At 65.0% G+C, this 12,164-nt stretch carries 12 protein-coding genes and 1 tRNA gene; 5 read left to right on the forward strand and 8 right to left on the reverse strand.

Annotation, left to right across the window (positions count from 1 at the left end; all coding sequences use genetic code 11):
• The first annotated feature begins 44 nt into the window (after nucleotides 1–44).
• Together AC3WOS_RS22540 and AC3WOS_RS22545 are read left to right on the forward strand one after the other, a co-directional pair.
• A complete protein-coding gene (locus tag AC3WOS_RS22540) occupies nucleotides 45–470 on the forward strand; it encodes an acyl-CoA thioesterase (protein WP_492718722.1) in 426 nt (141 codons plus the stop codon).
• A 51-nt stretch (nucleotides 471–521) separates the two neighbouring features.
• Nucleotides 522–2,354 (forward strand): DUF885 domain-containing protein, encoded by a 1,833-nt coding sequence (locus AC3WOS_RS22545; protein ID WP_492718724.1) that lies wholly within the window; start codon nucleotides 522–524, stop codon nucleotides 2,352–2,354.
• Between the two features lie 43 nt (nucleotides 2,355–2,397).
• Here the strand turns inward: AC3WOS_RS22545 and AC3WOS_RS22550 are convergent, their stop codons facing one another.
• Nucleotides 2,398–2,742 carry a winged helix-turn-helix transcriptional regulator gene (locus AC3WOS_RS22550; RefSeq protein ID WP_492718726.1) on the reverse strand — a complete coding sequence of 115 codons (345 nt, stop codon included), beginning with the start codon at nucleotides 2,740–2,742 and terminating at the stop codon, nucleotides 2,398–2,400.
• Nucleotides 2,743–2,839: 97 nt separating this feature from the next.
• Here AC3WOS_RS22550 and AC3WOS_RS22555 point away from each other — a divergent pair, with 97 nt between their 5' ends.
• Nucleotides 2,840–3,610 carry an MBL fold metallo-hydrolase gene (locus AC3WOS_RS22555; RefSeq protein ID WP_492718728.1) on the forward strand — a complete coding sequence of 257 codons (771 nt, stop codon included), beginning with the start codon at nucleotides 2,840–2,842 and terminating at the stop codon, nucleotides 3,608–3,610.
• Nucleotides 3,611–3,647: 37 nt separating this feature from the next.
• On the opposite strand, the gene pth is transcribed toward AC3WOS_RS22555, so the two are convergent.
• The 7 genes from pth to AC3WOS_RS22590 form a co-directional block, all read right to left on the reverse strand.
• Complete coding sequence (gene pth / locus AC3WOS_RS22560) at nucleotides 3,648–4,232, reverse strand: aminoacyl-tRNA hydrolase (protein ID WP_492718730.1); 585 nt, start codon at nucleotides 4,230–4,232, stop codon at nucleotides 3,648–3,650.
• 129 nt (nucleotides 4,233–4,361) lie between these two features.
• Nucleotides 4,362–4,991 carry a 50S ribosomal protein L25/general stress protein Ctc gene (locus tag AC3WOS_RS22565; protein WP_492718732.1) on the reverse strand — a complete coding sequence of 210 codons (630 nt, stop codon included), beginning with the start codon at nucleotides 4,989–4,991 and terminating at the stop codon, nucleotides 4,362–4,364.
• Between the two features lie 163 nt (nucleotides 4,992–5,154).
• The gene (locus AC3WOS_RS22570) at nucleotides 5,155–6,105 is read right to left on the reverse strand and encodes a ribose-phosphate pyrophosphokinase (RefSeq protein ID WP_492718734.1); all 951 of its coding nucleotides are present in this window, start codon (nucleotides 6,103–6,105) and stop codon (nucleotides 5,155–5,157) included.
• A 156-nt stretch (nucleotides 6,106–6,261) separates the two neighbouring features.
• Nucleotides 6,262–6,338: transfer RNA gene (locus AC3WOS_RS22575), tRNA-Gln, on the reverse strand.
• Nucleotides 6,339–6,414: 76 nt separating this feature from the next.
• A complete protein-coding gene (gene ispE / locus AC3WOS_RS22580) occupies nucleotides 6,415–7,293 on the reverse strand; it encodes a 4-(cytidine 5'-diphospho)-2-C-methyl-D-erythritol kinase (RefSeq protein ID WP_492718736.1) in 879 nt (292 codons plus the stop codon).
• A gap of 20 nt (nucleotides 7,294–7,313) precedes the next feature.
• Nucleotides 7,314–7,919, reverse strand: coding sequence for an outer membrane lipoprotein LolB (locus tag AC3WOS_RS22585; protein WP_492718738.1), 606 nt, complete (start codon nucleotides 7,917–7,919; stop codon nucleotides 7,314–7,316).
• A 6-nt stretch (nucleotides 7,920–7,925) separates the two neighbouring features.
• Nucleotides 7,926–9,653 carry a tetratricopeptide repeat protein gene (locus tag AC3WOS_RS22590; RefSeq protein WP_492718748.1) on the reverse strand — a complete coding sequence of 576 codons (1,728 nt, stop codon included), beginning with the start codon at nucleotides 9,651–9,653 and terminating at the stop codon, nucleotides 7,926–7,928.
• A 359-nt stretch (nucleotides 9,654–10,012) separates the two neighbouring features.
• On the opposite strand from AC3WOS_RS22590, the gene mutM reads away from it, so the two are divergent.
• A complete protein-coding gene (mutM, locus tag AC3WOS_RS22595) occupies nucleotides 10,013–10,846 on the forward strand; it encodes a bifunctional DNA-formamidopyrimidine glycosylase/DNA-(apurinic or apyrimidinic site) lyase (RefSeq protein WP_492718740.1) in 834 nt (277 codons plus the stop codon).
• A gap of 38 nt (nucleotides 10,847–10,884) precedes the next feature.
• A partial coding sequence (locus AC3WOS_RS22600; protein ID WP_492718742.1) for a dynamin family protein occupies nucleotides 10,885–12,164 on the forward strand: 1,280 nt, incomplete at its 3' end.

Consider the following 12,164-nt stretch of genomic DNA (forward strand, 5'->3'; position numbering starts at 1 on the left):
ATGGGGGCTAAAATGGACGCTTTATCCACCAAACAGGAAACCGCATGATCTTGCGTAACGCCGGACGGGAACAATTCCGCCACTTCATGACTATCCCCACCCGGTGGATAGATAACGACCAATATGGCCACGTCAACAACGTCGTGTACTACAGCTATTTTGACACGGCCGTGAACCAGTTCCTGATCGAACGGGGCGTGCTCGACATCCACAACGACCAGGTGGTCGGCTATGTGGTCGACAGCGCCTGCGCCTACTTCAGCCAGCTGTCCTTCCCCGACCTGCTGCACGTGGGCCTGCGCGTGAGCAAGCTGGGCAACTCCAGCGTGCGCTACGAGATCGGCATCTACCGCAACGACGAGCCGGTGCCGGCCGCCGCCGGCCACTTCGTGCACGTCTACGTGGACCGCGACACCAACAAACCCGTCACCATTCCCGACCACGTGCGGGCCGTGCTGGCCACCCTGTAAAGGCGAACGATCTGGGTTATCCTGTCACCACCCAAAAACAGGAGACCCTCGATGCCGCTTTCCCCTATCCGTGCCAAGCTGGCCACCACCGCCCTGCTCGCCAGCCTGATCGGCTGCGCGCTGTGCAGCGTTCCCGCACTGGCCGCCGCGCCAGCCACCGCCATGGCGCAGTCGCCCGCGCAACAGAAGCTGGACCGGCTGGCCGACGCGTTCTACCAGGCCCGCGCCCGCTTCGACCCGCTGCTGTACGCCACCGCCAACGGCGACAGCCGCTATGACGACCAGATCGGCATGAACATCGCGCCCAAGGTGCGCACCCGGCAGTTCGCCCTGTACCACCGCATGCAGCGGCAATTGCGCGCCATCCCCCGCGCCACGCTGGGCGACAAGGATCAGCTCAACTACGACCTGCTGGCCTACGAACTGCAGTGCGCGCTGGACCTGGCGCCCTTCCCCGAGCACCTGCTGCCGCTGAACCAGATGGATAACGTGCCCAGCACGCTGGCCAACTACGCGGGCGGCACGGGGTCGCAGCCGCTGTCCACGCCCAAACAGTACGACGCCTACCTGAGCCGCCTGAGCCAGCTACCGGCCTGGATAGACCAGGCCATCGCCAACATGCGCGAGGGCATGCGCACCGGCGTCGTGCAGCCGAAAGCGATCACGCTCGCCATGCTGCCCCAGTTCCAGCAGCTGCGCAGCGCCACGCCGGAAACGAACATCTTCTACACCCCCATCAACAACCTGCCGGCCGGCTTTTCCGCCGCCGACAAGCAGCGCCTGACGGCGGCCTACCGCCAGCTGATCGCGGCGAAACTGGCACCGGCCCTGGAGCGCCTGAGCACCTTCCTGGAAAAGGACTACCTGCCGGCCAGCCGCGCCAGCACCGGCCTGGACGCCCTGCCCAACGGCGCGGCCTGGTACCAGGCCCGCATCAAGGACGCCACCAACCTGCCCCTGACGCCGGACGCCATCCACGCGCTGGGCCTGAAGGAAGTGGCCCGCATCCAGCAGCAGCTGGTCGAGCTGGGGCCCAAGCTGGGCTACGACGGCCCCACCAGCGGCCTGCCGCAATGGGTCAGCGCGCAGGAGAAATACAAGCCGTTCACCAGCGACGCCCAGGTGCTGGACGCCTACCGCAAGATCAACGACGCCGTGCTGCAAAAGCTGCCCACCTATTTCAGCCTGCTGCCCAAGGCCAGGCTGGACCTGCAGCTGGAGCCGGAACTGACGCGCGCCACGGCGTCCGACCACTACACGCCGGTGGCGGCCGACGGCTCCCATCCGGGCGTGTTCTGGCCGGTGGTGAACGACGCGCACAAATACAGCACCTTCGGCATGGTCAGCCTGTTCCTGCATGAAGGCTTGCCGGGCCACCACCTGCACGCGGCGCTGCTGAAGGAATTGCCGCTGCCGGACTTCCGCAAGTTCGACACGGAGAACCCGAACAGCGCCGCCTTCACGGAAGGCTGGGCGCTGTACAGCGAAACGCTGGGCAAGCAGTTCGGCCTTTATGAGCAGCCCGAGTTCTACTACGGCCACCTGAACGCGGAAATGCTGCGCGCCGTGCGGCTGGTGGTGGATACGGGCATACATGCCAAGGGCTGGACCCGCGAGCGGGCCATCCAGTACACGATGGAGACGCTGGGCTTCAGCGAGGCGCGGGCCCGCAACCAGATCGAGCGCTACATGGTGATGCCGGCCCAGGCGCTGAGCTACAAGATCGGCTCGCTGAAAATCCTGGAACTGCGCGAGCGCGCCCAGCAGGCGCTGGTCGACAAGTTCAGCTATCCGGCCTTCCACGCCGTGGTGATCGGCGACGGCACCCTGCCGCTGCCCATCCTGGAGGCGCGCGTCGACCGCTGGATCGCGGCGAGCCGGTAATCCTGCCGGACCGGGCCGCACGCGGTAGCGCTTGCGGCCCGGCTCAGCTGTCCTGCACTTCCCGCCCCCAGGCATACAGTCCGTCCAGCACCGGCGTCAGACTGCGGCCCCGCGCGCTGAGCGCGTACTCCACCCGGGGCGGCACTTCCGCATAAACGGTGCGCACCACCAGGCCGTCGGCCTCAAGCTGGCGCAACTGTTGCGTGAGCATTTTCTGGCTCACCGGCGGGATATTCCTTTGCAGCTGTCCGAAGCGCATCGTCCCCGATGCCAGCATATGCAGGATGACCGGTTTCCACTTGCCGCCGATCGCGTTGATGGCCGCCACCATCGGACAGTCGAGGGGATTTTCTATGTGCCACTGCTTCGTCATGGGAACCTTTTCCATACTCAGGCACCAAAAAGTGCGTACTTGTCAGAATTTCAGCATTGATTGATGATGCAGCCGACAGATCATACGACCGGCCATCGAGGACCTCCCCATTATGAACGCTGCACACATCATCCGCATCCCCATCCTGCCGTTCGGCATGGTCAACGCCCACCTGATACGGGGAGCGCAGGGCTGTGTTCTGGTCGATACCGGCTTGCCTGGATCGGAAGGCAAGATCGGCAAGGTGCTGGCCAGGGAAGGCCTGACGTTCCGCGATATCCGGCTGATCGTCATCACCCATGCGCACGTGGACCATGCGGGCAGCGCGGCCCGGCTGCGCGAACTGTCGGGCGCGCCCATCGTGGCCCACGAGGGTGACCTGTCCCATCTGCGCCGCGAGCTGCCGATGACGTTTTGCGCCACCGGCTGGTTCGGCCGCCTGTTCCTCCGGACCCGGCTGATGTACCAGCCCTACGTGGGCTTCACGCCGGACCTGCTGCTGTCAGGGCGGGCGGAACTGGACCTGGCGAGCTATGGGGTGCAGGGCACGGTGCGGCATGCGGCCGGGCACACGGCCGGCTCCATTGCCGTCGAACTGGGCAGCGGCGACGCCCTGGTCGGCGACCTGATCGCGTCGGGAATACTGCTGGGTGGACTGGCCCGCACGGGGCACGCCAAACGGCCGCCATTCGAAGACGACCCGGCCACCACGGCGCAAGCCTTGCTGAACCTGGCGGACGCGGGCGCGCAACGCTATTACATGGGGCATGGCGGCCCGCTGGCAGCGCACGAGGTGCGGCGCCACGCGCACCGCTTGCAGGCGCTGGCTGGCGCCAGCATGGCCAAGGAAGCCACGGCAAGCGCGGCAGGTCCGCGGTCCTGAGCGGTCCTGAGCGGACGGGCGCCGGACGGCGCCGCCGTCAGGCCGTATGCAGTTTCATGGTGGCCGCCTCGAATTTGCCTTCGCAAATCTGCGGTATCACGTGCAGGCTTTTTTCGATCGCTTCCTCGATCAGCATCTGGTCTTCGCGGCGCGGACGGTGCAGCACGAAGTCGGCCACCTGCTGCTGCAGGCTGAGCGAACGGGGATGACCTATGCCCAGCCGCAGCCGCCAGTAATCCTGCGTACCCAGCGCGGCCGTGATGTCCTTCAGGCCGTTGTGGCCGCCGGCCGAGCCGCCCTTCTTGAGGCGGGCCACGCCCGGCATCAAATCGAGCTCGTCATGCACGACCAGCACTTCGTCCGGCGCGATCTTGTAGAAGCGGGCCAGCGCGCCCACGGACTGGCCGGAGCGGTTCATATAGGTTTGCGGTTCCAGCAGCCACACTTCGTTGCCGCCAATGGCGGTCTTGGCCACCAGCGCGTTGAAGCGGGTCTCGCGCTGCAGGCGCGCGCCCGGCAAGCTGTTGGCCAGGTTGTCGACCAGCCAGAAGCCGGCGTTGTGGCGGGTTTGTTCGTATTCGGGGCCGGGGTTGCCGAGGCCGACGATCAGGCGTATGGGCATGGCGTTTCTGTCGTTAGGAAATCTGGATTATGGCGCAAGGCATGCTGCGTGCGCACAGCGCCGTAAAAAAACCCGCCAGGCTTGCGCCGGCGGGTTTTTCGTTCACGACCGCATCACTGCGGCGCAAGATTACTTCTTGGCTTTGGCAGCTGGCTTTTCTTCAGCGGCAGGAGCGGCAGCGGCTGCTTCAGCAGCAACGTGGCCGGCTGGCACGGAAGCGGTAGCAACGGTCAGGTTCGAACCGTGGGTCACGGCGGTCACGCCGGCTGGCAGGACCAAGTCGCCGATGTGCAGCGAGTGGCCGACGTCGATGTTTGCCAGGTCAACGGTAACGAACTCTGGCAGGTCTTTCGGCAGGCACGACACTTCGATCTCGTTCAGCACGTGGCTGATGGTGGCGCCGTGCAGCTTGACAGCTGGCGATACGTCGGCGTTGGCGAAGTGCAGCGCAACTTTCATGTGCACTTTGGCGTTGGCGTCAACGCGCTGGAAGTCAGCGTGCAGGACCAGTTGCTTGTATGCGTGGACTTGGAAGTCGCGCAGCAGCACTTGCTGGACTTTGCCGTCGATTTCCAGATCCAGGATCGACGAGTGGAACGCTTCTTTTTTCAGCGCGTGGTACAGGGCGTTGTGGTCCAGCGAGATGGTCACTGGCGCTTCGGTACCGCCGTAGACGATGCCTGGGGTCTGGCCGGAATTACGCAGGCGGCGGCTCGCTCCGGAACCTTGCAATTCGCGTTTGAATGCAACAACTTTCATGTGATACTCCAAAAAATACAGGGCTAACGCCCCGTGTTATGAAGCGCCCCGCGACCAGGGCGCCTCGAGAATGAGCAGACTGCGCTCATGAATCCGGAAAAGCACAACGGCGCTCCGGCTCAAAAGCCAGGCGCCGCCGTTACTGCTGATGCTGTCGTTTATCTCAGTCGATAAACAGGGAGATCACGGAATCGCCCTTGATGATGCGTTTGAACGTCTCGGCCAGCAGCGGTGCGCAGGTCAGCTGGCGGATCTTGCCGCAAGCCTTGGCCGCTTCGGACAGGGGGATGGTGTCCGTCACCACCAGTTCGTCCAGCGACGAGGTGGTGATGCGCTCGATGGCCGGGCCCGACAACACAGGGTGGGTGCAATAGGCGATCACTTTCTTGGCGCCGCGCTCTTTCAGCACTTCCGCTGCCTTGACCAGGGTGCCGGCCGTGTCGACCATGTCGTCCATGATCACGCAGTTGCGGCCTTCCACTTCACCGATGATGTTCATCACTTCGGACACGTTGGCCTTGGGACGGCGCTTGTCGATGATGGCCAGGTCGCAGCCCAGGCGTTTTGCCAGGGCGCGCGCACGTACCACACCGCCGACGTCCGGCGAGACCACCAGCAGGTCCTGGTAATTCTTTTTCTGCAGGTCGCCCAGCAGGATGGGCGAAGCGTAGATATTGTCGACCGGGATGTCGAAGAAGCCCTGGATCTGGTCTGCGTGCAGATCCATGATCAGGACGCGCTCGACGCCCGCTTCTTCCAGCATGTTGGCCACCACCTTGGCCGAGATGGCCACGCGCGCCGAACGGGGGCGGCGGTCCTGGCGGGCATAACCGAAGTAAGGAATGGCGGCCGTGATGCGGCCAGCCGATGCGCGTTTCAGAGCGTCAACCATCAGGATCAGTTCCATCAGGCTGTCGTTGGTCGGAGCGCAGGTCGATTGCAGCACGAACACGTCTTTACCGCGGACGTTTTCGTTGATTTCAACCATCACTTCGCCGTCCGAGAACTTCGAGACGTTTGCCTTGCCGAGTGGAATGCCGAGGTTTTTTGCGACTCCTTCTGCCAACGCAGGATTAGCGTTGCCGGTAAAAACCATCAGGTTTTCGTAAGCCATTGGGAGTCCCAGAGATAGAGTGTGAAAATTTTTGAAAAGTCGCCAGCGGCTTGCCCGCGTGACGCTGTACTAAGAATGATCCGCGCTGGGCGGGCTCATCTTTTTTCCCTGGCTGGAGGCTGACTTCGCCTCGACAGAACCGCAAGGAAAATTGAATGGCAGGGGAACAAGGATTCGAACCTTGGTATGCTGGAATCAAAATCCAGTGCCTTAACCAGCTTGGCGATTCCCCTACGCAACTGACTGCTTGTCGTTACATGCCCGGCATTATACCGAAAAATTCACGCTAAGCAAAATCTTTTTTCCTACTCACAACAAGCTGGCGATGGGATGCTTGTCCAGTGCTTTGGCTTTCCAGGCAACCCACTTGGCAGGCACATTACTGAGCACCGCGTCCGCTTCGACTTCACTGCCGACCGCACAAAACACACAAGCTCCGGAGCCAGTCATCCTGGCGTCACCGTAAGCAGCGAGCCATTCTATCGCCTCTGCTACCGGCGGGAATAACTGCGTTGCCACTTGCTGCAAATCGTTCTTTCCGTACCCTGTCAAACCTGTTTGTTTTTCGAGGTAGCTGGAAAAGTCCGTTATTATGACGAGCGGCGCATTCCTTGTCAAATGTTCCGAGCAAAAAATTTGCGCCGTGGGCACCGCCACGCCCGGCTCGATCACCACATACCAGCAGTCCGGCGCCTTGACCGGCTGCAGCGCCTCGCCCACCCCTTCCGCGAAGGCCGTCTGGCCGAAGATGAAGAACGGGATGTCCGCGCCCAGCGGCAAGCCCAGCGCCATCAACTCCTCGCGCGTCAGGCCGGCCTGCCACAGATGGTTCAATGCCATCAGCGTGGTGGCCGCGTCGGACGAGCCGCCGCCCAAGCCGCCGCCCATGGGCAGGATCTTGTCGATGGCGATGTCGACGCCGGGCGGCAAGGCGCCCGTGCGGCGCAGCACTTCGGCCTGCAGCAGGCGGGCGGCGCGGATGATCAGGTCCTGCTGCTCGGGCACGCCCGCCACTTCTGTGACGCGGCGGATCTCATGGTCGGCGCGCAGCGTGTAGTGCAGCGTGTCGCCGCGATCGATCAGCTGGAACACGGTCTGCAGCAAATGGTAGCCGTCGGCGCGGCGGCCGTTCACGTGCAGGAACAGGTTCAGTTTGGCCGGGGCCGGGCAATTCTTCAGGCTTTGCATGTCGGAATACAGTCAAAAATTCAGGGAGCGGCGGGAGCGTCGATGACGATGCGGATCTGCATGTCTTCCAGGCCGCCCAGCGTGCTGCGGGCCATGTCGATGCGGCGCGGGCGGGGTACGGCGTCGCCCTCGTCCTGCCACGACACGTAATCGAGCCGCCAGCCGTCGCGCGTGGTCACGCTGCTGCGGGCGGGACTGGCCGCGAACCGGCTGCCGTCGGCGGCGATGGCATAGCCTTGCAGCCAGTCGCGCAAGCCCGACACGGGCAAGGTCCAGCCCAAGGTCTGCGCGCTCAGGCTGTCGATGTCGCCGGCCACGCGGGGCGCCTTGCCCGCTTCCGTCAGGCTGGCGTAGCCGGGCGCGACGGTAATGGTGGCGATGGTCGAGCCCAGCGGCGAGGCCAGGCTGACGTCGGTGCGGGCCGCCGTCTGCAGCCAGCTGAACTTGCCCGACAGCGTTTCGCGCTTGCCGTCCTTGCTGTAGTTGACGGACAGCCGGCCATTGAACTCGATGGCGGCCCGATACGGCGCGACGGCGCTCTGCGACAGGGGAGCGGACGAGGTGGCGCAACCTGCCAGCGCGGCGCAGGCGGCCAGCGCCGCCAGGGGATACAGGAATTTAGGCATCGGTACTTACAGGCTTTGGTTCAGGCGCGCCAGCGTGCTTTTGAGGGCGTCGTTCTTGGGGTCCTTGGCCTTGGCTTCGGACCACATCTTGCGCGCACCCGTCTGGTCGCCCTTGACCCACAGCACTTCGCCCAGGTGGACGGCGATCTCGGGATCGTTGCGCAGGGCGTAGGCGCGGCGCAGCATCTCCTCGGCTTCGACCAGGTGGCCCAGGCGGAACTGCACCCAGCCCATGCTGTCCATGATGAAGGGGTCGCCCGGCGCCATCTTGAGCGCCTTGTCGATCAGGGCATAGGCTTCCGTCAGGCGCACGTTGCGCTCGGCCAGCGAATAGCCCAGCGCGTTGAGGGCGTGGTGGTTGTCGGGCGCCGAGTCGATCACCTGGCGCAGGCTTTTTTCCATCACGTCCAGCTCGCCCAGCTTTTCCGCCGCCAGCGCGAAGTCGTACAGCAAGTCGGCGTTCTCGGGGAAGCGCTTGAGCGCGTTCTGCAATACGACGAAGGCGGTGCGGCTGTCGCCGGCGTCGCGCAGGATCTGGGCGTCGGTCTGGACGATCTGGGCCTGCTCCACCGGGTCGGCCGTCTGCAGCGCTTCGAGCTGCTTGCGGGCTTCGTCCACTTCGCCCTTGCGGGCCGTGAGCTGGGCCCGTTTCAGGCGGGCCGTCAGGTAGACCCGGCTGTCGTTGCTCTCCACCTTCTCCAGCCACACGGCGGCGCCGTCGAAGTCGCCCCGCTCTTCGGCCAGCTGGGACAAGATCATCAACACCTTGGACGGGTCGCGCTCATCGCCGGGGTGCTCGCCCAGCACGACGATGAAGCGCTTGAAATAGTCTTCCGCGCCGGCCAGGTCCTGGCTTTGCATGGCCGTCACGCCCAGCGCGTACAGCGTGGCCAGGTTGTCGGGCTGCTCCTTGAGCAGCAGCAGGAATTGCTTGCGCGCTTCGTCGTACTGCTTGTTGTCGACCAGGATGCGGGCATAGGCGGCCCGCACTTCGCGCGCGCCGGCGTGTTGGGCCAGGAAGCCGGTCAGGATCTGGACGGCGCCGTCCATGTCGGGCGCAACCTGGGCCTGGGTCAGTACGGCCAGTTCGGAGTCCGGCCGCAGGCGCAGCGCGGTGGCCGCTTCGGCGCGGGCCCGCTCGCTGTCATTGTTGGCGAAGGCGCTCTGGGCCAGGATCAGGTGCGCTTCCAGCATCTCGCCGTAGGGCGCCAGCACGCGCTCGGTGAGCGCGTAGGCGGCCGCCTTGTCCTTGGCGCGCAGCAGGAATTGCTGCATCTGGAACATCGCCAGGCCCCGCGCGGCCGGCTTGGCCGCCTGCAGGCGCTGGGCGAAGATCTGCTCCGCTTCCGACAGGTCGTCGTTGACGACGGCAAAGCCGAGGAAATACTGCACCGCCTCTTCCGAGTTCGGCGCCAGGCCGCGCCACAGGCGGATCGCGGCCAGCGCTTCCCCGCCCTGCTTGGCCGTCAGCGCCATTTCCGCCGCCCGCTTGGCCAGGCGCGGATCGCGCGTCTGCTGGGCCAGCGCCATCATCGTCATGTACGGGCCCTGCCACTGGCCGCGCTTGAATTCCAGTTCCGCCTTGGTCAGCTTGTACAGCATGTCGCTGGTCAGTTCGACGCCGGGCAAGGCCTCCTCGGCCGCAGCCGGGGCCGGGGCGGGCGCCTCCGGCTCCGGCGCCGGCGGCGCGGCCGCCTCGGCGGGGACGCGGGGCGCGACGGCGCACGCCGACATCAGGACGGACAGGGTTACAATGGCGAAAGCGTTTTTCAAAGGGAAATCCTGGCAGGTCGGACTGAACGGGCTGACCGTGGCGGCAGCGCTTGGGTCAGATTTTACGCTCAACGCGGCGCTCGCGTCTGCCCCTGTGTGATGTTGCATGCTTGGGGCCGCAAATAAAAATGATGCGTTTGCGCGCCAGGCTAGGCGCCAACCGGAGCGATAGCCCGCTATCGCGAGGATTGGCAACGACGCATGGCACGCAAAGGCGCATTTTTATGCGGCAACAAGCGTGCAACATCACACACGTGTGTAACGAAATATTCCGCCTGGCCAAGACTGACTTCCCCCTTAACAGCGAGACCTGATCCCCGATGCCAGAATTGCCAGAAGTTGAAGTCACCCGCCGCGGCGTGGCGCCCTACCTGGAAGGCCGTACCGTGCGGGCCGTGGTGCAGCGCCGCGACGGCCTGCGCTGGCCGTTTCCGCCGCGCCTGCCCGACGAGCTGCCCGGCCACCCGGTGCGCGCCACCGGGCGGCGCGGCAAGTACCTGCTGCTGCACTTCGACCATGGCACGCTGATCATCCACCTGGGCATGTCGGGCCACCTGCGGGTGCTGCCGGAGCATGTTGCGCCGGGCAAGCACGACCATTTCGACCTGGTGGTCGACGGCCCGGACGGACTGCAGGTGCTGCGCATGACGGACCCGCGCCGCTTCGGCGCCGTGCTGTGGCATGGCAAGGACGAAGGCGAGCTGGCCCAGCACGCGCTGCTGCGGGGCCTGGGCGTGGAACCGCTGGAGGATGGCTTTTCCGGCCAGCTGCTGTATGCCCACACGCGCGGGCGCAGCGCGGCCGTCAAGCAGGTGCTGCTGGCCGGCGACATCGTGGTCGGGGTGGGCAATATCTATGCGTCGGAAAGCCTGTTCCGGGCCGGCATCAACCCCAGGACGCCGGCCCGCCGCATCAGCCTGGCCCGCTACGACAGGCTGGCACAGGCCGTGCGCACCGTGCTGGCCGAGGCCATTGTCCAGGGCGGCAGCACCCTGCGCGACTTTATTAGCGTGAACGGCCAGTCCGGATATTTCCAGCAGTCCTATTTCGTCTATGATCGTGCTGGCGTGCCGTGCCGGGTGTGCGGCACGCCCGTACGCCAGATCAAGCAGGGGCAGCGTTCCACCTTCTATTGCGTCGTATGCCAGAAATAGCAAAAACATTAACGGACCAGCCGGGCAAAGGGAGCATCATGGTGCGGGATTTCCAACAATACAGTGCGTGGCGCGAAGGGGTCGTCACGGCCTTGAAGAACTACCAGGGCTGGGTCAACGGCGCCGAACTGGTGGACCAGGCCACCGAGCAGCGCATCGCGCGCACGCTGGCGCGGCTGGCCGACGACAAGCTGTCGGTGGCCTTCGTGGCCGAATTCTCGCGCGGCAAATCGGAACTGATCAACGCCATCTTCTTCGCCGACTACGGCCAGCGCATCCTGCCCTCGGCCGCCGGCCGCACCACCATGTGCCCCACGGAGCTGATGTACGACCCGGCCTGGCCGCCCTCGATCCGCCTGCTGCCGATCGAGACCCGGGCCGAGAACCTGTCCACCAGCGACTACCGCGACCAGCCCGGCGCCTGGACCGTGATTCCGCTCAACCTGGAAGCGGGCCAGGACATGCACGAAGCGTTCAAGCAGGTGAGCCTGACGCGCCACGTGCCCGTGGCCGAAGCCAAGCGCTACGGCCTGTACGACGATGAAGACCCGGACATGCCCGTCACGCTCGACAACGAGGGCCTGGTCGAAATTTCCCTGTGGCGCCACGCCATCATCAATTTCCCCCACCCGCTGCTCAAGCAGGGCCTGGTGATCCTCGACACGCCGGGCTTGAACGCCATCGGCACCGAGCCGGAACTGACGCTGAACCTGATCCCCAACGCGCACGCCGTGCTGTTCATCCTGGCCGCCGACACGGGCGTGACCAAGAGCGACATCGAAGTGTGGCGCAACCACATCGGCGCCGGCGCGGGCCGGCTGGTGGTGCTCAACAAGATCGACAGCATGTGGGACGAGCTGCGCAGCGACGCCGAAGTGAACGCCGAGATCGCGCGCCAGCAGACCCACGCGGCCCACATGCTGGGCCTGGAGCCGCGCCAGGTGTTCCCCGTCTCGGCCCAGAAGGCGCTGGTGGCCAAGATCAATGCCGACCCGGCGCTGCTGGCCAAAAGCCGCCTGCCGGCGCTCGAGCAAGCCCTGTTCGACGAGCTGATCCCGGCCAAGAAGGATATCGTGCGCAAGCAGCTCAGCGCCGAACTGCACGCGCTGAGCGCGGCCCAGCTGTCCATGATCACCACCCGCATCCGCGACATCGTCGAGCAGCTGCATGAACTCAAGAGCCTGCGCGGCAAGAACCAGAGCGTGATCTCGCACATGATGCGCCGCATCGACGTGGAGAAAAAGGAGTTCGACGCCAGCCTGTTCAAGCTGCAGGCCACGCGCTCCGTGTTCACCCGCCTGTCCACCGAGCTCTACAC

Source organism: Rugamonas sp. FW305-51 (assembly GCF_058786935.1).